General features: G+C 65.9%; 19 protein-coding genes. 5 read left to right on the forward strand and 14 right to left on the reverse strand.

What is annotated here, in order from left to right:
* Nucleotides 1-217: 217 nt before the first annotated feature.
* A complete protein-coding gene (locus B5X73_RS04625; protein WP_176167722.1) occupies nt 218-7,351 on the forward strand; it encodes a beta-1,3-glucanase family protein in 7,134 nt (2,377 codons plus the stop codon).
* Nucleotides 7,352-7,840: 489 nt separating this feature from the next.
* On the opposite strand, the gene yjgA is transcribed toward B5X73_RS04625, so the two are convergent.
* Both yjgA and B5X73_RS04635 read right to left on the reverse strand, forming a co-directional pair.
* Nucleotides 7,841-8,395 (reverse strand): ribosome biogenesis factor YjgA, encoded by a 555-nt coding sequence (gene yjgA / locus B5X73_RS04630; protein WP_043692717.1) that lies wholly within the window; start codon nt 8,393-8,395, stop codon nt 7,841-7,843.
* Nucleotides 8,392-8,640: a DUF1653 domain-containing protein gene (locus B5X73_RS04635; protein ID WP_036115254.1), complete on the reverse strand. Its 249-nt coding sequence runs from the start codon at nt 8,638-8,640 to the stop codon at nt 8,392-8,394. The genes yjgA and B5X73_RS04635 overlap by 4 nt, the downstream gene beginning before the upstream one ends.
* A 123-nt stretch (nt 8,641-8,763) precedes the next feature.
* Here B5X73_RS04635 and pmbA point away from each other — a divergent pair, with 123 nt between their 5' ends.
* Nucleotides 8,764-10,113 carry a metalloprotease PmbA gene (gene pmbA, locus B5X73_RS04640; protein ID WP_079520760.1) on the forward strand — a complete coding sequence of 450 codons (1,350 nt, stop codon included), beginning with the start codon at nt 8,764-8,766 and terminating at the stop codon, nt 10,111-10,113.
* 105 nt (nt 10,114-10,218) lie between these two features.
* Nucleotides 10,219-10,659 (forward strand): DUF4870 domain-containing protein, encoded by a 441-nt coding sequence (locus B5X73_RS04645; RefSeq protein WP_079520761.1) that lies wholly within the window; start codon nt 10,219-10,221, stop codon nt 10,657-10,659.
* 103 nt (nt 10,660-10,762) lie between these two features.
* Here the strand turns inward: B5X73_RS04645 and ispA are convergent, their stop codons facing one another.
* Genes ispA through B5X73_RS04670 form a run of 5 tightly spaced genes read right to left on the reverse strand, consistent with a single transcriptional unit; the run spans nt 10,763 to nt 14,996 of the window.
* Nucleotides 10,763-11,647 carry a (2E,6E)-farnesyl diphosphate synthase gene (gene ispA, locus B5X73_RS04650; protein WP_139382664.1) on the reverse strand — a complete coding sequence of 295 codons (885 nt, stop codon included), beginning with the start codon at nt 11,645-11,647 and terminating at the stop codon, nt 10,763-10,765.
* A 1-nt stretch (nt 11,648) separates the two neighbouring features.
* Complete coding sequence (locus B5X73_RS04655) at nt 11,649-11,909, reverse strand: exodeoxyribonuclease VII small subunit (RefSeq protein WP_036115247.1); 261 nt, start codon at nt 11,907-11,909, stop codon at nt 11,649-11,651.
* A gap of 48 nt (nt 11,910-11,957) precedes the next feature.
* Complete coding sequence (gene tilS / locus B5X73_RS04660) at nt 11,958-13,247, reverse strand: tRNA lysidine(34) synthetase TilS (RefSeq protein ID WP_079520762.1); 1,290 nt, start codon at nt 13,245-13,247, stop codon at nt 11,958-11,960.
* On the reverse strand, nt 13,244-13,984 hold the full coding sequence (locus B5X73_RS04665; RefSeq protein ID WP_079520763.1) for an NYN domain-containing protein: 741 nt from the start codon (nt 13,982-13,984) through the stop codon (nt 13,244-13,246). Before B5X73_RS04665 ends, tilS begins: the two co-directional genes overlap by 4 nt.
* A gap of 52 nt (nt 13,985-14,036) precedes the next feature.
* Nucleotides 14,037-14,996: an acetyl-CoA carboxylase carboxyltransferase subunit alpha gene (locus B5X73_RS04670; RefSeq protein WP_079520764.1), complete on the reverse strand. Its 960-nt coding sequence runs from the start codon at nt 14,994-14,996 to the stop codon at nt 14,037-14,039.
* 251 nt (nt 14,997-15,247) lie between these two features.
* On the opposite strand from B5X73_RS04670, the gene B5X73_RS04675 reads away from it, so the two are divergent.
* Nucleotides 15,248-16,000, forward strand: coding sequence for a hypothetical protein (locus tag B5X73_RS04675; protein ID WP_079520765.1), 753 nt, complete (start codon nt 15,248-15,250; stop codon nt 15,998-16,000).
* A gap of 36 nt (nt 16,001-16,036) precedes the next feature.
* Here the strand turns inward: B5X73_RS04675 and dnaE are convergent, their stop codons facing one another.
* Nucleotides 16,037-19,582, reverse strand: coding sequence for a DNA polymerase III subunit alpha (gene dnaE / locus B5X73_RS04680; RefSeq protein ID WP_079520766.1), 3,546 nt, complete (start codon nt 19,580-19,582; stop codon nt 16,037-16,039).
* 298 nt (nt 19,583-19,880) lie between these two features.
* Between dnaE and B5X73_RS04685 the strand changes: the two genes are divergently transcribed.
* The gene (locus tag B5X73_RS04685; RefSeq protein ID WP_079520767.1) at nt 19,881-20,522 is read left to right on the forward strand and encodes a hypothetical protein; all 642 of its coding nucleotides are present in this window, start codon (nt 19,881-19,883) and stop codon (nt 20,520-20,522) included.
* A gap of 48 nt (nt 20,523-20,570) precedes the next feature.
* Here B5X73_RS04685 and B5X73_RS04690 read toward each other — a convergent pair whose 3' ends face one another.
* From B5X73_RS04690 to B5X73_RS04715, 6 genes are all read right to left on the reverse strand, one after another.
* Complete coding sequence (locus B5X73_RS04690; protein ID WP_036115229.1) at nt 20,571-21,155, reverse strand: NUDIX hydrolase; 585 nt, start codon at nt 21,153-21,155, stop codon at nt 20,571-20,573.
* A 61-nt stretch (nt 21,156-21,216) separates the two neighbouring features.
* On the reverse strand, nt 21,217-22,107 hold the full coding sequence (locus B5X73_RS04695) for a 5'-3' exonuclease (protein WP_255364055.1): 891 nt from the start codon (nt 22,105-22,107) through the stop codon (nt 21,217-21,219).
* Nucleotides 22,104-22,676, reverse strand: a complete 573-nt coding sequence (locus tag B5X73_RS04700; RefSeq protein ID WP_079520769.1) for a nitroreductase family protein — start codon at nt 22,674-22,676, stop codon at nt 22,104-22,106. The genes B5X73_RS04695 and B5X73_RS04700 overlap by 4 nt, the downstream gene beginning before the upstream one ends.
* A 14-nt stretch (nt 22,677-22,690) precedes the next feature.
* Complete coding sequence (locus B5X73_RS04705) at nt 22,691-23,269, reverse strand: DUF3106 domain-containing protein (protein WP_051943903.1); 579 nt, start codon at nt 23,267-23,269, stop codon at nt 22,691-22,693.
* 5 nt (nt 23,270-23,274) lie between these two features.
* On the reverse strand, nt 23,275-23,652 hold the full coding sequence (locus B5X73_RS04710) for a hypothetical protein (protein ID WP_036115221.1): 378 nt from the start codon (nt 23,650-23,652) through the stop codon (nt 23,275-23,277).
* Entirely contained in the window at nt 23,649-24,230 is a 582-nt protein-coding gene (locus B5X73_RS04715) for an RNA polymerase sigma factor (RefSeq protein WP_036118197.1), read from the reverse strand. The genes B5X73_RS04710 and B5X73_RS04715 overlap by 4 nt, the downstream gene beginning before the upstream one ends.
* Nucleotides 24,231-24,318: the final 88 nt, after the last annotated feature.

Raw genomic sequence — 24,318 nt, forward strand, 5'->3', positions numbered from 1 at the left:
TAGTATTGTGAGTGACATTCAGCAAGCGGAAGATTCGCGCTGACAGCGTATGGATGGCTAAAGCCCGGGGCAAGGCGGGTCCACCTCCACTTACCGCGAAACGAACGAAGACCGCCGGCGCGATATGCGCTGGCGCACGCGTTCGTGCGCGATGGGAAATGTGCTGTCGATCACGCGGCTCACCTCACACGTGGCACATACAGGGGACCTCTCGTCCATGAAGCGACAACCCAGATCACCCCGCGGTACGCCGAGGCTGGCGAGGCTGTCCGCCTTGCTCGCCATCGCGCTCCTGGGCGTGACCGCGACGGCGCAAGCCGTCACGCTCGCGCCCTCGGACCGGCAGGACATCAATCTCGGTGCCCGGCCCTGGAAATACACCAAGCAGGCCATCGCCAACCCGAATGACCCGGTGACCTACGCGCCGCTGCCCAACGGCGACGACGGCGCCCTGGTCAACTACAACGACAGCGCGTGGCTGACCGTCGGCATCCCGCACGCGGCCAACGACTTCACCACCTTCATCAACCAGGAGTCCGGCGGTGGCCAGGGCAGCCTGGACGGCGAGACCAGCTGGTATCGCGTCAGGCTCGACGACTCGGCGAAGTTCGCCGGCAAGAAGGTCATGGTCGAGTTCGAAGGTGCGCACACGGGTGACCGTGTCTACATCAACGGCCATTTCGTTCCCGGCACCGGCGTGCTCAACCAGCCAGGCCAGAAGGATGCGCAGGCGACCCACGTCATCGGCTTCGTGCCGCACATCGTCGACCTGACGCCTTTCCTCAAATTCGACGGCACCGACGTGCTGGCCGTCAAGGTCAGCCGCAGCGGCGGCGGTTTCTTCGAGGATCCGGGTTTCTCCGGTTCCTTCCGTTTTGGCCAGGCCGAAGCGGGCCTGTTCCGCCCGGTAAAGCTGCACGTCACCAACTTCGTGCACATCCCGGAAAACGTCTACGCGGGTCAGAACACCTGGGGTACCTACGTCGGTACGCAGAGCCTGAGTGCCGACCACACCTCGGCCGTCGTACGCGTGCAGACCAACGTCGCGAACGAAACCGCCGCCGCGAAGACGGTCACGCTGACGACCCAGATCGTCGACGCCGACGGCAACGTCGTGACGTCGGACCAGCAGCAGAAGTCGCTGCCGGCCAACTACGTGCCCAGCGACCAGACGCCCGTTTTCGACGAAACATTGCAGGTGAGCAACCCGCACCTGTGGTTTCCAAACAACAGCCTGGACGGCAAGCCGTACCTGTACAAGGTGCTGCACACGGTCAGTATCGACGGCGTCGTGGTCGATGCGAAGCAGAGCACGCTCGGCATTCGCGTGATCACCTGGGACAAGGACTTCCCGTACATCAACGGCAAGAAGCAATACATGTGGGGCGGCTCCGGCCGCTACGACTACCCCGCGCTCGGCTCGTCCGTGCCGGAAGAACAGCAGTGGCGCGATCTGCAGCAGCTGGCCGCCGGTGGCGGCAACCTGTGGCGCCCGGGTCACTCGCCGTCCAGTCCCGAATTCGTCGAGGCGGCGGATGCGCTGGGCGTATTCATCGTGCAGCCCAGCGGCGACGGCGAGAACGGCTTCGCCACGCCCTGCGCGACCGGCGACCGGGCGTGTAACGACATGTGGACGATCAAGCGCGAGGTCCATCGTGACATCGTGATCCGCGATCGCAGCCACCCGTCGATCCTCGCGTGGGAGCACGACAATGGCGTGATGTCGACACCGTTCGCGGTGGAACTTCGCGCGCTGGCACGCACGTGGGACAGCATCGCACCGCGCGCCGCGGCGGACCGCACGCCCGATGCCGCCAATGGCGACATCCTCAGCTGCTCGAAGGCCGGTTGCGAAACCTACCTGCATTCGAACGAATTCCCGAACAAACCGGCCTGGGGCGCGGAATACTGGGGTCCGGGTACGCTGCGTCATTCGTACGACTACGAGCTGGCCTTCGCGCTCAACTACCTCGTGCCGTATTCGCAGGCGCGCAAGGTCGGTACGTTCGGCATGGCGCAGTGGTACATGTCGGATACGCCGGGCGAAGTCATCGAGATGGTTGAAGGTCTCGAGGACGCGACGCACTGGACCTACCAGCGCAACCCGGACGGCAGTATCGCGACGCACGCCGACGGCAAGCCGATCAAGGGCTTCCGCCACAACGTGCGCGGCAACAACGCATCGATGACCGATGCGAACCGCTTTCCGCGCATGCTGTACTACATCTACGAATCGGTGTGGGTGCCGTACGAACTGCGGCCGGTGGTCAAGCTGGCCAATCACTGGAATCGCCCCGGCAATATCCAGGTGAATGCGTTCAGTAACTGCCCGAAGGTGCGCCTGCTGGTGAACGGCGTGCCGCAGGGCAGCGATCAGGTGCCCAATACCTGGGACACCATCGACGAAGCGTCTTACGCGCTCGAGAACGGCCCGGTCGACGAAGAAACCGGCAAGATGGTCGGTGCCGACAAGGCGCAGGCCACCACGAAGCTGCCCGGTCAGGTGCACTGGAACCTCACGTGGCAGTCGGGTACCGCGACCGCGCAGTGCCTCGACGCACTGGGCAACGTGCGCACCGATGCCAATGGTCAGTCCGTGCAGGATACGCTGACCACGGCAGGCACCGCCGATCACATCGAGCTCGACGTCGTGCCGAACGTGGTCAAGCCCGATGGCTCGCGCTTCCAGGTCACCGCCAACGGCTCCGACGCCGCGTTCATCGTGGCGAAGGTGGTCGACAAGAACGGCGTCGTCGTACCGACGGCGGCGCAGAAGGTGACCTTCGAAGTCACCGGCGGCGCGTCCATCGTGACCTATCAGGGCGGTACGCAGCAGTACGTCGATTACAGCGCCGGTGAAGTGCCGGACAACAATGGCGGCATCCCCGAGCCGATTCACAGCTATCACTCACCGGGTTCGCCGGAGCTGCAGTTCGAAGGTGGCCTGCAGAAGATCGCCCTGCGCTCGAAGTTCACCGCCGGCCAGGTCACGGTCACCGCCACGGCGGCCGGCCTCACGGCAGGCACGGCGACGTTCAACATCGTCGACGTTCCCGCGGCTCCGAATGCTTCGGGTCCGCCGTCGATCATCGCGCAGCCCATCGGGCAGGACGTGACGGAAGGTGATGTGGGTCACTTCTCCGTGACCGCGTCCGGCACGCCGCCGCTCACGTTCACCTGGAAGAAGAACGGCGTCGCCATCGCGGGCGCCACCAGCGCGAGCTATGTGACACCGGCGTCGACGCGTGCGGATGACGGCAGCAGCTATACGGTGGTCGTGCACGGACAGGGCCCGGATCAGGAGTCGGCCCCCGCGCTGCTGAAGGTGTTCGCCTTCGGCCCGGTGACCATCACGACGCAGCCCATCGCGCAGAACGTCGACGAGGGCCAGCAGGCGCACTTCCAGGTGGTCGCGTCGGGTTCGCCCACGCTCAGCTACCAGTGGATGAAAGGCGCGGCGGAGATCCCGGGTGCGAATGGCCCGAGCTATGTCACGCCGAGCCTGACCGTGGCCGACAACAACGTGAACTACGCTGTCGTCATCAGGAACTTCGGCAGCAATGCGTCGTCGGTGCCCGCTCACCTCACGGTGAATGCCGCGCGTCCGCCGGTGTTCACCGGTGCGCTGGCCGATGTGCGTGCCAACCCGGGTCAGCCGGCGACGTTCGATGCGTCCACCCTCGTGGCGGGCACCTCACCGTTTCACTACAAGTGGTCGGTTGGTGGCGTCGCGGTGGGCGACGATCTGCCCACGCTCACGTTGCCCTCCGTGCAGCAGAGCGATGTCGGCACCTATACCGTGTCGGTGACCAACATCACCGGCGTTGTCGCGACCGCCTCGGCGAAGCTCACACTGGCACCGCCGGGCGCGAATCTTGCCCGCGAGAAGGCGACCTCGTCCACGGAGGTGGAGAACGTCAACGGCACCGCCGCATGGCAGGCGGTGGATGGTGACGAGACCACCCGCTGGGGTTCGAAGGTCGGCGACGACAACGCGAACATCACGGTCGATCTCGGCTCGTCACGGACGTTCAACCGTGTCGTGCTGAAGTGGGAAAACGCGCACGCCAGCGAGTACAGGATCCAGTACTCCGACAGCCCCGACGGCGGCTTCCAGGACGCGTATCACACCGATACGAGCAACGGTGGCACCGAGGACTTCACCTTCGACCACCCGGTGAAGGGTCGCTATGTCCGCATGCAGGGCGTCAAGCGTGCCACGGACTACGGTTACTCGCTGTATGAGTTCGAGGTGTACAACTCGCCCGGTTGCTGCGCCATCACGGATCGCTACACGTCCGCGACGGGCTCGACGCTGGTAACGGACAACCTCAGTGGCCTGCAGTGGGATCGCGTGCAGCGTGGCTTCGCCGACCAGGGTGCGCAGTTCACGCAGTCCATCGCGATCCAGACCTGCGCGCAGGACGGCATGCGTCTGCCGACCGTCGACGAAGCGCTGGCCATCAGCGGCCAGCATTACTCCAGCGCCGCGTTCCCGGGCGCATGGAATACGTGGACCGATGGCAAGGACCCGACCGACGCGACGTTCGCCTTCCAGGTGAGTTCGCTGGGCGATATCCGTCGCGAAGTGGCCGAGAACAATCCGGGCCATGTGCTCTGCGTCAAGGGCACGAAGGTGGTCGCGCCGAGCATCACTGCTCAGCCGGGCGCCCAGAAGGCCGGTGTCGGTCGTTCCGCGCACTTCGCCGTGACGGCGACGGGCGTGGGTCCGCTCAGCTACGACTGGTACACGGTGACCAGGGACGCCAACGACCAGGACGTGCTCACGTTCGTCTCGAGCACGGCCGACGGTACCTATGCCACGCGTGCCCTCACGGCCGCGCAGAATGGCACGGTGTATCGCGTCAATGTCGTCAGCGCGCAGGGCATCACCGCGGCAAGCAACAACGTCGTGCTGACGGTCGATAATTCGACGGCCGGCTTCGAACCGCCGGCATGGGCCGGTCCGGTGACGCAGCCGGGTGGCGGCAACGACAACGGCGGTGGCAATCCGGCCAGCCCGGGTAAGCCGGGTGACGGCAAGGGGGGCGTGAACATCGCGCTCGCTTCCGCCGGTGCGTCCGCGTCGTCGTCCCTCGGTACGGAGCGTCCGGACCTGAGTCCGTCCGCCGCGATCGATGGGGACTTCGATACGCGCTGGGGTTCGGTGCAGCAGGTGGATCCGGTCGACCTGGTGGTCAACCTGGGGTCGGTGAAGAGCTTCGACCACGTGATCATGCGCTGGGAGAACGCGTCGTCGGCGCAGTACACCATCGATGTCTCCAGCGACGGCAAGTCGTGGAACACCATCGTGGGTCCGGTTGTGGGCAAGGGTGGCGTCGACACGCAGACGTTCCCGGTGCAGACGGCGCAGTACGTGCGCATGAACAGCCTGAAGCGCAACACCGGTTACGGTGTCTCGATGTTCGAGTTCGAGGTGTATGCCGCCGCGCCGCCCCCGTCGTTCATCACCCAGCCGCAGTCGCAGAGCGTGACCGCGGGCCAGGCGGCGAGCTTCGGCGTCAGCGTCAAGGCGAGTAGCGCGGTCAGCTATCAGTGGCGACGTAACGCCGCCTCGGTGGCCGGTGCGACGTCGGCGACCTTCGGCTTCACCGCGACGACCGCGGACGCGGGTAGCTACGATGTGGTCGTGACCGATGCGTCGGGCCGCAGCGTCACCAGCAGCGCGGCGACGCTGACGGTGCAGCAGCCGGTCGCCTCGCAGGATCCGGCACCCGCCAGTGGCAACCTGGCACTGAATCGACCGGTGCTGGCATCGGATACCGAGAACGCCGTGGCGTTCAAGGCAGCCAACGTCAACGACGGTGACGCCGGTACGCGCTGGTCCTCGGGCTTCACGGACGACCAATGGATCCGCGTCGACCTCGGCTCGGTGAAGTCGGTGAACAAGGTGGTACTGAACTGGGAAAACGCGCATGCCATCAAGTATCTGATCGAGGTGTCGATGGATGGCCAGTCATGGAGCACCGCGTACGCGAAGGCCGGCAGCACGGGTGGGGTCGAAACGCTGACCTTCCCGGCCGTCTCGGCCCGATATGTGCGTATGCACGGCCAGACGCGTTCCACGCAGTACGGTTACTCGCTGTGGGAGTTCGAGGTGTACGGTGCGGATGCAGGCACGACGCCGACCGATCCGTCCAATCCGGGCACCGGCACGAACGATCCGTCGACGGGCTTCGACTACGACGTGTACCCGGGCTTCATCGGTACGCAGCTGCGCAACGCGACCAACGGCAAGTGGCCCGACGACAAGGTATTTGTCGCCGTCATCGGCCGCGACCCGACCACCAACGTGTTCTCGTGGGTGAAGCCGGACGGCACGACCGTGCCGCTCGCCGTGGAGGACAACGATGCTACGGGTCACCTGACCAAGAACGGACAGAACTATCCGAACTACTTCTTCACGCTCGCGCAGTCGAAACTGCTCAAGCTGCCGAAGCTGAGTTCGGGGCGTATCTTCGTCTCGGTCGGCGAGCCGATGTACATCAAGGTGCTCAAGGCGGCCGATAACACCATCGGTTTTGCCGGTCCCAACCCGCTCAACGCGACGGACCCGAACATCGACGTGTACTACGACTGGTATGAGTTCACCTGGAACGACGATGCCATCTTCATCAACACGACGCAGGTGGATCAGTTCTCCATCCCGCTGTCGCTCGATGTGTACGGCGGTAACAAGACCCGTCACGTGAACTCGGGTATCACGCAGACACGTGCGCAGATCTTCGCCGAGTACAACCAGGAGGTGCCGGCGGAGTTCCAGATCGCCGATGCCGATCCGATCCGGATCCTGGCCCCGGGTAAGGCGGCGTTCGATGTGGGCAAGCCGCACGAGCATTACTTCGACGATTACATCGACCAGTCGTGGACGTACTACCAGTCCAACGTGCTGCAGATGAGCATCGGTGCCAAGCAGTTCGAAGGTTCCGTGGTCGATGGCGTGCTGGTGTTCAGACACACGAACTGGGCGGACACGCACGAGCCGGACGAGCCGCAGGGCATGCTCTTCAAGGTGCAGAAGCCGACCACGCAGGATGTGCTCGAAGGTAAGGGCACGCTGGCGCGATCGAACGATCCGTGGGGCGTGGAAGGCCAGCTCGAGGCGCAGATCTGTGCGGCGTTCAACCGTCACGTCATGGAAGACAACAGCGAGTGGAAGGACGCCGGTGCGTTCTACCTGCAGTCGCCGGCGAACTACTACGCGCGCTTCTGGCACCTGCATGGGGTGAACGGCAAGGCGTATGGCTTTGCGTATGACGATGTGTCGGATCAGAGCTCGACGCTGATCGAGACCCAGCCGGAGCATCTGGATCTGGGGATTGGTTGGTAAGTTGAGTACGTGAAAAAGAAAAAGGGCGGCGGAGTGATCCGTCGCCCTTTTTTTGTCTTTCTCTGGACGGCTCGGCTCGGCTCGGCTTCGCCATCGCGATTCGTTTCGGAGCGTTCGCACTGAGGGAGGGCGCCGCCGGCTGCCATTCCTGTCGCTAAGTCCTCCTACGGCCTTCGCCTTCGTGCGGAAGCGCTCCAGGAACGGCAACCGACGTCACCTCCGGTCGGTGAGGTATACCGAGCTGAAAGCGACCGCTTGCTCACCCGCTGCCGTCCGCCTGCCACCGCCCGCCCGCCACCGCCCGCCACCGCGCACCCGCTACCGCTGTTGTAGGAGCGAGCCTGCTCGCGACACGGGATTACCGCAGCCCCCGAAATCAGCCGCATTTTTCGGAATTGCCCCAAAGTCAGGGCGCGATCCATGCCGTCATGCATGAAACCAACACACGAACACCTCAAAGAAAAAGCCCGGCATCGGCCGGGCTCATCTTCATTCCGCAGCGTCGTCCGCCTGCGAAGCTTCCAGCTCTTTCAACAACCGATAAATCTCGCGGAACGCATGCAGCGGCTTGTTCGCGTCGCGCTCGACGCGTGCCTGACGCACGATCGATCGTACGTGCTGGCGATCGAGATCTGGGTACTTGTCGAACAGCTCGCCGAGCGCTTCGTCACCACCGGTCAGCAGCTTTTCGCGTGCGGCCTCCAGGCGATGCATGTGCGCGGCTTCCTGACGCTGGCGATCACGGTCTTCACCGAGCGCGGCGCGGGCGTCGACGAAGGCGGCGTCGCCATGGCGGCGCATCTGCTTGGCCAGGTAGGCGAGCTGACGCTTGCGGGCGATGTGCGCCGTGATTTTCCGGGTGCGGCCGATCTCGTCGACGATGTCATCGGGCAGCTTCAGCTTGGGGATGCGGCTGGGCGGCAGGTCCATCAGCTGGCCGGCAAGCTTCAGCATATCGAGCGCGTTGCGGCGCAGTTCGCTGCGGCTGGGGCCGAAGTCTTCTTCTTCCTCGTCCGTGCGCGGACGGTCGTCATGCGGCCTCATGCCTGGGTCTCCTGAATGGCGAGCGGATCGGTGGCGTCACGCTCGAAGGCGAAGCGCGGTACGGTGTTGCCGTCGTGCTGGACGGTCTCGGCGAACATGCTGGCCGGGCGTACCCAGAGGCCGTGTTCGCCATAGAGGGCCTGATAGACGACGAGTTCTTCCATCGTCTCGCTGTGCCGGGCGGTGCCCAGTACGCGATAGGGCATGCCCTTGAAGTGGCGGTAGTAGCCGACACGGATGCTCATAACGGTTCCATGGCACCATGGACGGTGCGCTGCGTTGCTTTTGATCGGGTCACGCGGCCCCATATCCGATGGGTTGGCCGCGTGCGGCCCGTCATTCTAACCCAGCCCTCCGGGAAGCCCTAAGTGAGCCTCGTTTCCACCGCCGACAGCAGCCAGCAGGACCTCGACCGCCTCGCCACCCTCGCCGAGGACACCATCCGCCGGGCCCGCGCGGCCGGCGCCAGCCAGGCGGAGGTCTCCGCCAGCATCGACACGGGACTCAGCGTCAACGTCCGTCTGGGCGAGGTCGAGACCGTCGAGCACACCCGTGATCGCGGCTTCTCGCTGACCGTGTACTTCGGCCAGCGCAAGGGCTCCGCGAGTACGGCGGACCTCAATCCGGACTCGATCCAGGCCACGATCGAGCAGGCCTGCGCCATCGCCCGGTTCACCGAGGAAGACCCGGCGGCCGGTCTGGCCGACGCCGACCGTATGGCCACGAGCTTCCCCGACCTGGACCTCTGGCATCCGTGGGACCTCGACGTGGACCAGGCCATCGCGCTGGGCCAGGCCATCGAGGACGGCGGTCGCGAGGTGGCGGGCATCACCAATTCCGACGGTTCCAGCGTCAACACGGGCCGGAGCCTGTCGGTCTACGCCAACTCGCATGGCTTCCTCGGCCGCGAGCGAGGCACGCGCCATTCGCTGTCCGTCGCGCTTATTGCGGGCGAGGACGACGCCATGCAGCGCGACTACTGGTACGACAGTGGCCGCCGCGCGCAGGACTTCATGGACCCCGCCGAGATCGGTCGCAAGGCCGCCGAGCGCACGCTGTCGCGCCTGAATGCGCGTCGCCTCGGTACACGCCAGTCGCCGGTGCTGTTCGCACCGGAAGTCGCCCGCGGCCTGCTCGGGCACCTGCTCGGCGCGATCAGCGGCGGATCGCTCTACCGCCGGTCGAGCTTTCTTGTCGACCACGCGGGTAAGCAGATCCTGCCGTCGTGGTTCCGGCTCGATGAGAAACCGCTCATTCCTCGCGGTCTGGGCTCGTCCGTTTTCGATGCCGAAGGCGTCGCCACGGTCGAGTCGCCGCTGGTCGTGGATGGCGTGTTGCAGCGTTACATCCTCGGCAGCTATTCGGCACGCAAGCTGGGTCTGCAGTCCACCGGCAACGCTGGTGGCGTGCACAACCTGGTCGTGAAGACGGGCGACGACGACTTCGCCGGCATGCTGCGCCAGCTCGGTACCGGCCTGCTCGTCACCGAGGTGATGGGGCAGGGTGTGTCTATCGTGACGGGTGATTATTCCCGCGGCGCGTCGGGTTTCTGGGTGGAAAACGGCGAAATCGCCTACCCGGTCGAAGAGATCACCATCGCGGCGAATCTGCGTGACATGTACGCCGGCCTGGCGGCGGTCGGTGCCGACGTGGACCGGCGCTCGCACGTGCTGACCGGGTCCTGGCTCATCGAGAAGATGACCATCGCCGGCGAATGAGCGGGTCCGGGCCGTCGTGACGGACGGCCCGACCCTGCCGGAAGTCTGCTTGACAGGCTCACGGCGCTCTCCGACAGTGGGCGCGACATCTTACGGAGCAGCGCCATGAGTACGCCGTCCGACCACATCCCGCCGACACCGCCGCCGCCGACACCTCCGCCGCCGTCGCCGCCCCCGTATGGCGCCCCGCCGTACGAACCGGTGCCGCCCGCCTCCGCGCACACCAACGACGACAAGAACCTGGCGATGCTCACGCATCTGTCCGGGCTGATCCTCAGCATCATCGTGCCGCTGGTCGTCTGGCTGATCAACAAGGACAAGGCGGACAAGGGCTACCTGGTGGCCGAGGCCAAGGAAGCGCTGAACTTTCAGTTGACCGTGCTTATCGGTTACGTGATCTGCTGGATTCTCACGGTGATCCTCATCGGTGCCTTCCTGCATCTGGTTCTGTGGATCGTCAACATCGTCTTCTGCATCCTCGCCGCGATAAAGGTGAGTCAGACGGGAACGTATCGGTATCCGTTCGCCTTGCGGCTGGTGAGCTGATTCGAACCGTTGTGACGGAAAGAAAAAAACCCGCTCAGGCGGGTTTTTTTCGTTCGGCGGCAGGGCAGGCCCTCACCGTCGCGTTGCCTCGCGCCGTGGGCGGTTAGTGGCCGCGGTTGGCGGAATAGCGGGCGAGGTCCGCCAGCCATTCGGCACGAGGACCGAGCGGGGCGATGGCGTCGAGGGCATCGTCGACCAGGGCGGTCAGGTGCGCCTTCGAGGCATCGAGGCCGATGATCGACGGGAACGTCGGCTTGTCGGCTGCCGCGTCCTTGCCGGCGGTCTTGCCGATGACGGCGGATTCGCCCTCGATATCGAGGATGTCGTCGCGGACCTGAAACGCCAGTCCGACGGCATGGCCGTAACGGTCCAGTCGTTGCAGCAAGGCGTCGTCCCGGCACCCGGCCGCGAGGGCGCCGAGGCGAACCGAGGCGCGGATCAGGGCGCCGGTCTTGTAGGCGTGCATGCGCTCGAGCTCATCGAGCGACAGCCGGGTACCCACCGCCGAAAGATCGAAGGCCTGGCCGCCGGCCATACCTTCGGCACCGCAGGCCGCGCCGAGGGTGCGCAGCATGGCGATCCGTGACATGGCGTCGTCCTCGGAACCGAACGGCGTGGCCAGAATCTCGAACGCAAGCGCCTGCAGCGCATCCCCGGCGAGGATCGCCATGGCCTCGCCGAAGACGATGTGGCAGGTCGGGCGGCCGCGACGCAGGTCGTCGTCGTCCATGGCCGGCAGGTCGTCGTGCACGAGCGAATACGCGTGGATGATCTCCACGGCACTCGCGGGCGCGTCGAGGATCCCGCCGTCGCAACCGAGGGCATGGCCCGCCGCGTAGACGAGCAGGGGGCGCAGACGCTTGCCACCGCCCAGCACCGCGTAGCGCATGGCGCGATGGAGTTCGGTGGGGGCGAGGTCCTCGGCGGGCAGCGCGCGCGCGAGCGCGTCGTCTGCACGGCCGACCAGCGCCTTGAGCGGCGCGGGCAGGTCAGTCGGTGCGGGAGTCAAAGGCTTCGGCGGTTTCGGGGGCTTCGGGATCGAGCAGGAGTCGCACGCGCAGTTCGGCCTGCTCCAGCGCCGTCTGGCAGTGGCGATAGAGGCCGATGCCGCGCTCGAAGGACTTGAGGGACTCGTCGAGACTGAGTTCGCCGCCTTCCATCCGTGTGACGAGTTGCTCGAGTTCGTCGAGCGAATGCTCGAACTCGGCGATCGAGGGAGTGGCGGCGACAGGGGCGGACGACTTCGGCATGGCCGCAAAACTAGCTCACATAGGCGTTTTGATCAATCGGGCGACGAATCAGGCGTCCTCATCCCACGTGAGGACGCCACCCGCTTCCTGGAACAACCGTCGGCCGCGTTCGCTCATCCAGCGTGATCCGACGGCGACCAGTTCCTTGCCTGACCACAGGAGAGGCATGCGCGGACGGCGCCATGGCGGCACCGCGCCCTGCTGGAACAGGTCACGCAGTTCGCGGGTGTGACGGTCCCCGTCGGGACGCAAGGTTTCGCCGCCGGAGCGATAGCGCACCTGTAGCGGCTCCCGTAGTCGCGCGGAGCCCAGGGTGAGCGTGCCTCCACCGGGCAGCGCCAGCGGCTCACCGGACCACGTCGAGGACCATTCGGTATCGAACGGGGGCAGTCGCCGCATGGCCCACAGGCGGCCGCGCCAGACACGCACCTCGGTATCCAGCCAGCCGACCAGCGGAAGCTTTTCGGCGCCACCTTCGCAGGCCTGACGTTCCAGTTGCAGTCGCTGTCCGGTCGTGGGGGCGGACAGGCCCTGCGTGTGCAGCCAGTGCTCGAGCAGCGGCGTCCGCCACGCCGGCTGAAGCGCGAGCCAGCCTTCGGCGTCCAGCGTTCCCTCGGGGCGGCGCACGGTTTCCAGTGCATCCATCCAGGCATCGCGCAGGCTGTCGGCCGCTTCCATGCATAGCCGCGCGCTGTGCGCGATGCTGGTGCCAGCCTGAGGCCAACGTTCGAGAAGCACGGGAAGCACGCTGCCGCGCAGGTAGCCACGGGCGATCGACGGGTCGTCGTTGGACGGGTCGTGAATCGTCGACAGGGCATGCGTGGCGACATGCTCGAGCAGCGCGTCGCGCGGCAGGTCGAGGAGGGGCCGCCAGAGCATCCCCGCGCCTGACGGACGCAGCGGACGCATGCCGCCCAGGCCGTCGGGCCCCGCGCCACGCAGAAGTTTCAGCAGCACGGTCTCGACCTGGTCGTCCCGATGATGTGCCAGCACCATGCGCTCGCCGGGACGCAGCGATGCAGCGAAGGCGGCGTGCCGCGCACGTCGCGCGGCGGATTCGACCCCTTCGCCGCGACTGAGATCCACGGAGACACGGGCTACCTCGAGAGGTATTTCCAGACCGTCGCAGAATCGTCGGCAGTGGGAAGCCCACGCGCCGCTTTCGGCATGCAACCCGTGATCCACGTGCAGCGCACGCAACGGCGGGCGTGGCGAATGGGTCGCCAGGGCGTGCAGGAGGGCGCTCGAGTCCGGCCCGCCACTGAACGCGACGACGAGCGCAGCCCTGGGCGCGTCACTAAGAGCGCTCGCCACGTGATCGGTCAGGGAACGACTCATTTGCCCTTGCTTCGCATGCGCACGTAAAGGTGTTTGGCGTTGCCGAACTGACGCTCGTCCACGTCGAACAGGCCGATGCCGTTGATCAGGCCGCTCAGTTTGGCGTAGCCGTAATTGCGTGAATCGAAGTCGGGTGAGCGCTTGCTGAGGATGCTGCCGATGCCGCCGAGCGCGGCCCAGCCATTTTCATCGGAGGCGGCTTCCACCGCGTTGCGCAGGCGATTGACGAGCTTGGTATCGCCGCGCAGTTCGCTGGCGGACTTCGGTGCGGGCGCTTCATCGCCCTCGTTTTCGCTGGCGCCCACCAGCACCTCGGTGTAGATGAACTTGTCGCACGCGGAGACGAACGGTTTGGGTGTCTTCAGTTCGCCGAAGCCATAAACGATCAGCCCCGCCTCGCGAATGCGCGACGCCAGCCGCGTGAAGTCACTGTCGCTGGAAACGATGCAGAAGCCATCGAAGCGTTCGGAGTACAGCAGGTCCATCGCGTCGATGATCATCGCGGAGTCCGTCGCGTTCTTGCCGGACGTATAGGCGAACTGCTGGATCGGCTGGATCGAATGATCGAGCAGGGCGGCCTTCCATCCGTTGAGGTTGGGGCCGGTCCAGTCGCCGTAGATGCGCTTCACGTGCGCGGTGCCGTACTTCGCCACTTCGGCGAGCAGGCCATCGACGATGGCGGGGCGGGCGTTGTCGGCGTCGATCAGGACGGCGAGTTTGACGAGAGCGTCGGCCATGGCGCATGTCCGCTGGGGATATGCGCCGATGGTAACCGCAATGCCGGGACGATCAGCCCTCGGTGAAGGCGCCGTAGCCGCGCAGGCGCTTGTAGCGGTTTTCGAGCAGGGCTTCGACCGGCTGCGCTTCGAGGGCGTCCAGCTCGTTGAGCAGCACGGCCTTGAGACGCACCGCCATCGACTGCGGGCTGCGATGCGCACCGCCCAGGGGCTCGCGGACGATCTTGTCGATCAGGCCGTTCTCGAGCAGGCGCGGCGCGGTGAGGCCCATGACCTCGGCGGCATCCTTGGCCTTGTCGGCGCTCTTCCAGAGAATGGACGCGCAACCTTCGGGCGTGATGACCGAGTACGTCGAGTACTGCAGCATCAGCGTGCGGTCGCCTACGCCAATGGCCAGCGCGCCGCCGGAGCCGCCTTCGCCGGTTACGGTGCAGATGATCGGCACGCGCAGCTCGGCCATTTCGAGCAGATTGCGGGCGATGGCTTCGGACTGACCGCGTTCTTCCGCATTGATGCCCGGCCACGCGCCGGCCGTATCGATGAAGGTGAAGACCGGGATCCTGAACTGCTCCGCCATCTTGAACAGCCGCAGCGCCTTGCGATAACCCTCGGGGCGCGGCATGCCGAAGTTGCGCTTCACCTTGGACTTGGTGTCGCGGCCCTTCTGGTGACCGACCACCATGACCGAGCGGCCACTGATACGGGCAAGGCCGCCCACGATGGCCTGGTCGTCCGCGAACATGCGGTCGCCCTTGAGCTCGTGGAATTCCTCGCACATCGCCTGGATGTAATCGAGGGTGTACGGACGTGCCGGATGGCGCGATACCTGGCTGATCTGCCACGGGGTGAGATTGCGGAAGATCTCGTTGGTCTTGATCTTCAGCTTTTCACGCAGACGGCCCACTTCCTCGTCGATGTTGAAAGCCTGCCCACTGCTGGCATGACGAAGCTCTTCGATCTTCGCTTCCAGCTCGGCAATGGGTTGTTCGAAATCGAGGAAGTTGGGATTCATGAATACGAAGCATCCGGACAAGACCGCTGATTATACCCAGTGGCGCCCTGGGACGTGTGCGCGAGGGTACGGTCGGCCCCGGACGTAAGAATTGCCCGAAATTCATGTAGGTACAACGGGCGCACGCGTCAGACGGCCCCCCCCGGGCGTGTGATCTTTGATTGAATGCGTCGGCGGGCACGGCTGCCCGCGGCCCTGCCTCGACCTTCGCGTCGACGGGAGGATCACCTCTTCTGACGAAAGGAATCATCATGCCCGGTGCAATTCACCGTATCGCAAAACGCCGCCGCTTCTCGCTTCTGATGGTCGGCCTGGTCGCCAGCGTCTCCGGGGCGAACGTGGCGTTCGCCGAGATCCCCGGCCCCTACGCGATCCATCGCATGCCCGAGTGCGACATCGCCGCGGAAGGCCAGATCTGCCGGCTCACCGTGCCAAACGGTGACTTTGAAGGCGTAAACGACGCCTTCTGGCATGGCGAGTACCAGTGGTTCGGGTTCAACACGAAGCGCCACGCGATGGCCGGTCACCTGGCGCCCTGGGTCTTCGAAGGACCGGGCGCCGACAGGTACAACGCGTCGCTGGCGCTCTACGACACGGCGAATAACCGTTATCGGACGGTGCGCCTGGCGGAGCCGGAAGACAGTGTGACCCAGTGGGTCGCCCTCCCGCCCGCCGACGCCGACGATTTCGTCTACACCGTCCACGCGCATGTCGGTGCCGAGCAGGGCGGTGCCACGGTCCTCATAGCCACCGCGTTCGACGACGGCGACAAGAAGTGGAACGCGGCGCATAAGACACAGGCCATCAAGGGCGAGTTGAACTCGGGGGGCTGGCCCTCGGGCGAACTTGTCGACAGCGTCCTCGTCCCGGCAGGCTCGCATGTCCGGCATATCGGCGTGAGGATCCAGAAAGTCGACGGCGTCGGTGCGATCAAGGCGGACGATGTCGTCGTCGTCCGTTCCTACCCCGGCCAGATTCCCGTCCAGCTGTCGGCGTCCGAATAGGCGGCGTATCGCCCGGCCGGCAGGAGCGGCCGGCGCTCAGTCGGCCGGCCGTACCATGCGCAGCTCGGTCCCCAGAACACCGGGGATCGTGCGCAAGGTGCGCACGAGGTCGGGGAGGGCGCGCACGCGCCACTGATCGCCCAGCTCCAGGCTGGCCTGGCCTTCCGCGTTGCGGTAGCCGGCCAGCATCAGTGGGGTACGTCCCCCGCGATAACCCATCAGGGCCTGACGCAGGTGCTGCGGGAAGTCCGGACCGACGCCGTTGAGTTTCAGCGTGAGCAGGCGGCCGAAGTGCTCCATGGCATCGGACAGCGCGTAGGCCTTGCGGGCACGCAGCTGATAGCCGCCGGCGAAGTCGTCGATACGCAGGCCCCCTTCGACCACGATCATGCTTCCGCGCGTGAGCAGGGGGGCGGCGTCGGTGAACACGTCACGAAAAAAGCTGGTCTCGAGCACGCCCGTCGCGTCCTCGATCTGGACGAACGCATCGCTGTCGCCACGCTTGCGCATGCCCACCACCATGCCGGCCACGGTCCACGGCGTATCCGGGCCGCGACGGAAGCGGTTGGCGTTTTCGTCGTCGTCGTTACGGCGCGGTTTGGGCGGCTGGTAGCGCTGCGGAATCTCGCCGATGGGGCAGCTGCCCAGCTGCGCCAGTTCGGCCTTCCACGGGTCGGTGGGGTGACCGGACAGGTAATGGCCGAGCGTGTCGTGCTCGCCCTGCAGCAGCTGTTCGAGCGGCCACTCCGGCACTGAACCGGAGAGTTCGATGATGCTGGGGGCTTCCGCCTCACCGAACGCGTTGCCGAAGATATCGACCTGTCCCGAAGCGCGGTTCTTCGCTTCCTGGTCGGCGGCGCGCATCGCTTCGGGAATGTGCTTGACCAGGGTGGCGCGGTTCTCGCCGAGCGCGTCGAGCGCGCCGGACTGGACCAGCGCTTCCATGGTGCGCTTGTTGAGCTTGCTCGAGCCGACGCGCTGGCAGAAGTCGACCAGTCCGCGGAACGGCCCCTTCGCCTTGCGTTCGGCGACGATTTCCTCGCAGATACCCTGGCCGACGCCCTTGATCGCGCCAAGGCCGTAACGCACCACGCGCGGTTCCACCGCTTCGAACATCCAGTCCGACGCGTTGACGTCGGGCGGCAGCACCTTGATGCCGATCGCCCGCGTTTCTTCGAGGAAGGTGACGGCCTTCTCGGTGTTGTCCATGTCCGACGAAATCGTCGCGGCCATGAATTCGGCGGGATAGTGCGCCTTCAGCCAGGCGGTCTGGTACGACACCAGCGCATACGCGGCGGCGTGCGACTTATTGAAGCCGTAGCCGGCGAACTTCTCCATGAGGTCGAAGATCGCATCGGCCTTGTCGCCCACGATCCCGTCTTTGGCGGCACCTTCGCGGAAGGTCGCGCGGTGCTTGACCATTTCCTCGGCTTTTTTCTTACCCATCGCACGGCGGAGCAGGTCGGCGCCGCCGAGCGTGTAACCGCCCACGATCTGCGCCATCTGCATCACCTGCTCCTGATAGACCATGATGCCGTAGGTCTCTTTCAGGATGGGTTCGACGCGCGGATCCGGGTACTCCACCGCTTCGCGCCCATGCTTACGCGCGCAGAAGCTGGGGATCAGATCCATCGGGCCGGGGCGGTACAGCGCCACCAGTGCGATGATGTCTTCGAAACGGTCGGCCTGGGCCTCTTTCAGCATGCCCTGCATGCCGCGCGACTCCAGCTGGAAGACGGCGACGGTCTGCGCTTTCTTCAGCAGGTCGTAGACCTTGATATCGTCCAGCGGCAGCGATTCGATCACCAGCGCGTCCGTGCCTTCCTTCGCCCGGCGCTTGTTGATCGCCTTGACCGCCCAGTCGATGATCGTGAGCGTGCGCAGGCCGAGGAAGTCGAACTTCACCAGGCCGACCGCCTCGACGTCGTCCTTGTCGTACTGCGTGACGACGCCTTCGCCGCTGGCTTCGCAGTACAGCGGGGCGAAGTCGGTCAGCGGTGTGGGCGCGATGACCACGCCGCCCGCGTGCTTGCCGGCGTTGCGGGTGAGGCCTTCGAGGCTGAGCGCCAGGTCGATCAGCTGGCGCGGCTCTTCTTCCTGATCGTAGACGTCGCAGAATTCCTTGACGATGCGATCGGGTTCTTTCCTGGCTTTTTCCGTACGACCGAGTGCGTCGCCGAGGGTGAGGTCGAGCGGACGGTTGGGAATGAGTTTGGCGAGACGGTCGACCTGACCGTAGCCCATGCCGAGCACGCGACCGGAGTCGCGCAGCACGGCCTTCGCCGCCATCGAGCCGTAGGTGATGATCTGACTGACGTGATCGCGACCGTACTTGCGCGCCACGTAGTCGATCACCTCGTCGCGGCGATCCATGCAGAAGTCGATGTCGAAGTCGGGCATCGACACGCGTTCGGGGTTGAGGAAGCGCTCGAAAAGCAACTCGAACTGCAGCGGATCCAGGTCGGTGATCTTCAGCACCCACGCCACGAGCGAGCCCGCGCCCGAGCCTCGGCCCGGGCCCACCGGAATGCCGTTGTCCTTCGCCCAGCCGATGAAGTCCGCGACGATCAGGAAGTAGCCGGGGAAGCCCATCCGGATGATGACGTCGACTTCGCGATCCAGGCGCGCCTGGTAATCCTCCAGCGTCTTGCCGGCGGCGATGGGATGCTGGCTGAGGCGTTCTTCGAGTCCCTTCTGCGCGAGATCGCGGATGAAGGTGTCGAGCGTGTGGCCTTCGGGGACCGGGAAGTTGGGCAGGTAATACGTGCCGAACTCGAGCACAAGATTGCAGCGCTTGACCAGTTCGACCGTGTTTTCCAGCGCCTCGGGAATGTCGGCGAACAACGCCTCCATGTCCTCGGGCGACTTGAAGTACTGCTCTTCGCTGTAATCCTTCGGACGCTTCGGATCGGCGAGGACGCGGCCCTGGTTGATGCAGGTGCGGGCCTCGTGCGCATCGAAGTCTTCGCGCAGCAGGAAGCGCACGTCGTTGCTCGCGATCACGGGCAGTTCGTGATCGCCTGCCAGCGCCATGGCGGCGCGCACCCAGTTTTCTTCGTTCTCACGGCCCGTGCGGGTCAGTTCGAGGTAAAGACGGTCGGGGAACAGGCGCTGCAGGAAGCTGAGGCGCAGGGTCGCGGCGGGAAGACCCGCCGTCAGCGCGACGCGTGCGACTTCACTCTCGCGACCGGCGATGGCGATCAGGCCGCGTACGCTCTCGGGATGCATCCAGGCGGCGTCGACGAGCGCGCGGCCGGTACCCTGGCCTTCGCGCCAGGCGCGTGAGACCAGCCGGGAGAGATTGAGGTAGCCGTCGCGATCCTGGCAGATCAGCGTGAGACGCCAGGGGCGCGGATCATCGGGGCTTGAGACCCAGATGTCGCAGCCACCGATCGGCTTGATGCCCGCCGCCGTGCACTGCTTGTAGAACTTCACCAGCCCGAACATGTTGTTCTCGTCCGTCAGCGCGACGGCGGGCATACCCGCCCGCGCGCAGGCGGCGACCAGCTGCTTGATGCGGATGGTCGAGTCGACCAGCGAGTACTCGCTGTGCAGGTGGAGATGGGCGAAACGAACAGACATGGGCGGCGCCGGGCAGAGCAGAGGGAAGGCTACGCCGGGAAGGGGGCGGGGACAAGAATTGACAGGACGGATTTGTCCGCCGGACAGCCATCTGGCGGCCTCGGCACGTGATACAGCGGGGTCGTGTAGGCGGTCGCCGCGAGGTTGCTGCGGTCTACGCCGTCAGGCCTGTCAGCGGGCCACAGTTTCCTGGGCAATCGACCGACAATCCCGTCGGCTGGCGCCTGAGCTATCCCCCTCCCTCGCCCTGGCGCCAGCGTACGTACTACCCCTCATCACTCACAAAGGAATGTAAGTCATGCGCAAGCACCCTTCTCACCGGCGGTGGGTCGCCACGGCGGCGATCGCGACTCTGCTGTTCAGCGGTCAAACGCTGGCGGCTCCGTCACTGGAAAATCTCCCCGGTTGCCGCGGCTCGATCGATGCCATGGCTCAGGCAGCCTGCCGACTGCGGACCGACCACGGCTTATTCGAGCGGACCTCGATGTGGCAATCGTTCGGCCACCCTGGCGAGCAGATCGACGGAGGCGTAGGCCCGGCGTGGCACGCTCCGACCATGACGGTCCGTGGGTTCACGCCGCTCGGTACGACGTATTACGGCGGCGACGTCAGTTACACCGTCCAGTTCAACGCAGGTCTCACGCAGGTCGAGGGCGGCGCCCTCGGCAAGCTGCGAGTGAATTTCTGGCTGGGCGACGACCAGGGGCGGCACCGGCTGGACCTTGGCGAGAAAAAGGCGACGTTCGGCGGCGATACCGCCGGCACGTTCCGCTTCACGGTGCCGGGTCAGAACGTCGGGTTCGATCCCAACTTCCTGTATGTCGACATCCACTCGGAGGAGCGGGTCTCGACCCCGGGAGGCCATGAGATGTGGATGGAAGGCGGCTCGGTGTCGATCCAGAACGTGCACGTCAGCGTCCAGCCGACCGCGGCGAATTGATCGTCACCCACTCCGGCCACCCGGCCGGAGTGGGTTTGCCGCTAGCTGTCAGCGCATGTGCGCTTCGGGATGCTCGATGAACCAGAGCCCTGCGAACAGCTTCGCGTCGATGGAGAAACCTTCCTTTGCACGGTCGAACAGCCACTTGCCGGCTTCGGCACGTGGCACTTCGTGAACGATGATGTTTTCCGTCTCGTCACCGCCGCCCTTGCCCACCCTGGACAGGTCCCAGGCGCGCGCAAAGGCGATCATCTCCGTGCTCATGCCGGCCGACGACGGGCCCTCATGCACGAACTCGATGCTGCCGCAGGCGTAGCCGGTTTCTTCTTCCAGTTCGCGGCGAGCGGCCAGCAGTACGTCCTCGTCCTCGGCACCGGCAAGATCGCCGACGAGGCCGGCGGGCATCTCGATGGTGTTCTTCAGGATCGACACGCGGTACTGCTCGACGAAGACGACCTTGTCGTCGGGCGTCACCGCGAGAATGATCACCGCGCCACCCGGATTGTTACGTTCGGCGTATTCCCAGCGGCCGCGCTTCTTCAGGGTCAGCCACTTCGCCTTGTGCAGGACCTCTTCCGGCGCACTGGCGTCATCGGGGATCGGCGAGGCATGGGGCAGCGGACTGGTCTGCATGGCGGGTTCCTTGGAGGGATAAGGGATTATCCGACCAAGGGTATATCGACTGGGTGACGTATTACATCAAGGCGCGCAGGCGTGACCGGGTCAGCGGTCCGAAGCGCAGGCGCTCGCACAATTCGTCGATCGTCGCGGCCTCGCCCTGACGGCGGCTCAGGGCATCGGCGGTCTCGGCGACGGCGATATCCAGCGCGATGCGGGTGAGGCGACGGCACAGCAGCGCCTGTTCCGCATGTTCACGCAGACGGACCGCACAGGCCGCGGCGCCGCGGATGCGCAGGTACGGCACCTCGTCGATGCGATCGAGCAGGTTGTCCAGGCTACCGAAGTGGGCGAGCAGGGCGGCCGCGGTCTTCGCGCCGATGCCAGGCACGCCGGGGATGTTGTCGACGGCGTCACCGCACAGCGCCAGATAATCGGCGACCTGGTGTGGATGCACGCCGAGCTTGTCAAAGACGCCGGAAGGCCCCCAGCGCACGTTCTTCGCGAAATCCCATTGCTCGTCGTGCTCGCCGAGCAACTGACCGAAGTCCTTGTCGGCGGAAACGATGACGCCGCGGAAGCCATGCGAGCGCAGGCCCCACAGCGCGCTGCCGATCAGATCGTCGGCCTCGTACTGGTGATCGTTGAGCACGGTGAGTCCAAGGGCCGCGGAAATCTCGCGGCACAGCCCGAACTGGCGGACCAGATGGGGCGGTGGCAGGTCGCGGTTGGCCTTGTACGCCGGATAGATCGTGTTGCGGAACGAGGTGGTGAGCGACGCGTCGAACGCCACCGCGATGTGCTCCGCACGGCTGCGCTCGAGCAGCTCGCAGAGGAATCGCGTGAAGCCGTGCACGGCGTTGACCGGCTCGCCTTCGTGGTCGTGAAATTCGTCGGGCATGGAGTGCCATGCGCGGAACACATAGAGGCTGCCGTCGACCAGGTGGACGAGGGAGTCGTCGCTCACGGCGACCACACGCTCACGATGTCGTCGTACGACGGACGATCGCGCTCCGGCGCGTCGATGGCGGCCGTGCCGATGTGGATGAAGCCGACGATGTGTTCGCTTTTCTTCATGTCGAGCAGCTTCGCGACTTCACGGTCGTAGGCGGCCCAGCCGCTGAGCCACTGCGCTCCGTAGCCGAGCGCCTGCGCGCCGAGCAGGATGTTATAGGCGACGCAGCCGGCGGTGAGGTCCTGCTCCAGCTCGGGGACCTTGCTGTCGGTGTCGATCTTCGCGGAAACGACCAGGACCAGCGGGGCGAATTCGTAGCGGCGCTGTTCTTTCTCGCGCTTGGATTCGGACAGGTCCGGATTGGCTTCGACCGCCAGCTTAGCCAGCTTGCGGCCAAAGGCCAGTTTGGCCTCGCCGCGCAGCACGCGGATGCGGAAGGGTTCGAGCTTGCCGTGGTCGGGCACACGGATCGCGGCCTCGAGGAGGCGGCGCAGCGTGGCGTCATCGGGGGCGGGTTCGCCGAGCTGGCGCGAAGGCACCGAACGGCGGTCGTTGAGGAAAGCCAGGTCGTTTTCGGTCATGGCCCCAGTTTAGCTCACTCCCCCGGAGGGGGAGGCGGCCGGCGATCGCCCGGGCCGTCGGGGCCGCCCGGACCGCCGTGGGGCGGGGGCACGATGTCGTTCGGGCCCGCGTGGTCCACCGCGTCGCGGCGCTGATCGGGTGTCATGTTGCGCCACTTTTCGATCAGCGCATGCCGCTGGTCGGGCGTGAGGCTCCTGAAACGCTCGAAGGCGTCGTGCAGGCGGGCGCGCTGATCGGGGGAGAGGTCCTGGAACTTCTGCTGGTTCCGGCGTGCCTCGGCGCGCTCCTCCGGCGTCATGTGCTGCCAGCGTTCGATGCGGTCGCGGATTTCCGCACGACGATCCGGCGGCAGCCCGCGCCAGCGCTGGGCTTTCTCGAGCATCCGCGACTGGCGCTGCGGCGGGAACGTGTCCCAGTCATGCGCCAGCGGCGCGAGGATGTCCTTTTCGTCGGCCGACAGCGCGCTCCACGGACGGGGCGGCGGCAGCGGCATCTCACCGCCGGGCGGCGGTGGGGGGCGATCCTGCGCGCTCGCCGTCAGCGGCGCCGCGAAGGCCATGAACAAGGCGAGGACGAGCGGAAGGCGGCGCATGGGGCTCACTTGCGGGACGGGGACGAGGGCGCGTCGTTGTAGGCGAGCCAGCTGTAGAACTGCATGTCCTTGTACAGCGCGGGGTCCGCGCTGTCGGCATCGGGCGGCAGATCGCTGGGCTCCGCTTCCGCGGACTGCTGCGTGGCTACGGGCATGTCCGAAGGGGATACCCGCGGCTGCCAGATCATCAGCGAAGCGAGAGCGACCACGGCGAAGGCTCCCGCGGGGAGCAGCAGGCGTCGCGTCATGGACGGTTGCGGACGGGCGAGCGCGGTGCGCCGCGCCGCGCGCAGGCGCCCCGCGGTGGCCGGATCCACGTCGCGGCTGGCCCGCAGGTACAGGTCCCGGGCGCGACGTTCGAGTTCTCGATCGTGCTGGCTCATCGCCAAGCCTCCAGTTGATCGCGCAGCGCATGCATCGCGCGCGAAAGGTGGGTTTTCACGCTGCCGTCCGAGCAGCCCATCGCGGCGGCCGTCTCGGCCACATCCAGGCCTTCCATGATGCGCAGCGTGAACGCTTCGCGCTGGCGCCGGGGCAGCTTGCGCACGGCCGTCACGATGTCGCCGTAGGCCTGCGTGTCCTGCAACCGGGCCGAGGGATCCGGCGCGTCGTCCGCCGGCTCCCACATCGGGAGTTCGTCGCCTTCGTCGTCGCGACCGCCGCCCATCCAGCTGACGACGATGGACCGGACCTTCCGGCGCCGCTGCAGATCGACGATGCGTCGGCGCAGGATGCCCCAGAACAGCGGCGTCCACTCACCGGCGGGCTTACCCGCGTAATGATTGACGAGTCGCAGCATGGCGTCCTGGACGGCATCCATGGCGTCGTCCTTGTTGCCCAGGTGGATTTCGGCCATGCGCCAGGCGCGTCGCTCGATACCCGCCAGGAAGGCGTCCATGTTCGCCGGGACCTCGCGCAGATCCTCGAGCGATGCGCTGTCGAGTGCGAGGGAGCCGTTCACGGCTTTCTCCGCATCGTCGTGTTTCGCATCCTCGTGCTCCATATCGCCAGATTCACTCCGGTAAACGCGGTCATCGACCGCCGGTTGA

The sequence above is a fragment of the Luteibacter sp. 22Crub2.1 genome (genome assembly GCF_900167995.1).
Lineage (GTDB): Bacteria > Pseudomonadota > Gammaproteobacteria > Xanthomonadales > Rhodanobacteraceae > Luteibacter > Luteibacter mycovicinus.

Coding starts and splice junctions, on each gene's coding strand:
- B5X73_RS04625 (WP_176167722.1), top strand. CDS start 218: ATGAAGCGACAACCCAGATCACCCCGCGGTACGCCGAGGCTGGCGAGG.
- yjgA (WP_043692717.1), bottom strand. CDS start 8,395: ATGAGGCCGCATGACGACCGTCCGCGCACGGACGAGGAAGAAGAAGAC.
- B5X73_RS04635 (WP_036115254.1), bottom strand. CDS start 8,640: ATGAGCATCCGTGTCGGCTACTACCGCCACTTCAAGGGCATGCCCTAT.
- B5X73_RS04645 (WP_079520761.1), top strand. CDS start 10,219: ATGAGTACGCCGTCCGACCACATCCCGCCGACACCGCCGCCGCCGACA.
- B5X73_RS04655 (WP_036115247.1), bottom strand. CDS start 11,909: ATGCCGAAGTCGTCCGCCCCTGTCGCCGCCACTCCCTCGATCGCCGAG.
- tilS (WP_079520762.1), bottom strand. CDS start 13,247: ATGAGTCGTTCCCTGACCGATCACGTGGCGAGCGCTCTTAGTGACGCG.
- B5X73_RS04665 (WP_079520763.1), bottom strand. CDS start 13,984: ATGGCCGACGCTCTCGTCAAACTCGCCGTCCTGATCGACGCCGACAAC.
- B5X73_RS04670 (WP_079520764.1), bottom strand. CDS start 14,996: ATGAATCCCAACTTCCTCGATTTCGAACAACCCATTGCCGAGCTGGAA.
- B5X73_RS04675 (WP_079520765.1), top strand. CDS start 15,248: ATGCCCGGTGCAATTCACCGTATCGCAAAACGCCGCCGCTTCTCGCTT.
- dnaE (WP_079520766.1), bottom strand. CDS start 19,582: ATGTCTGTTCGTTTCGCCCATCTCCACCTGCACAGCGAGTACTCGCTG.
- B5X73_RS04685 (WP_079520767.1), top strand. CDS start 19,881: ATGCGCAAGCACCCTTCTCACCGGCGGTGGGTCGCCACGGCGGCGATC.
- B5X73_RS04690 (WP_036115229.1), bottom strand. CDS start 21,155: ATGCAGACCAGTCCGCTGCCCCATGCCTCGCCGATCCCCGATGACGCC.
- B5X73_RS04700 (WP_079520769.1), bottom strand. CDS start 22,676: ATGACCGAAAACGACCTGGCTTTCCTCAACGACCGCCGTTCGGTGCCT.
- B5X73_RS04705 (WP_051943903.1), bottom strand. CDS start 23,269: ATGCGCCGCCTTCCGCTCGTCCTCGCCTTGTTCATGGCCTTCGCGGCG.
- B5X73_RS04710 (WP_036115221.1), bottom strand. CDS start 23,652: ATGAGCCAGCACGATCGAGAACTCGAACGTCGCGCCCGGGACCTGTAC.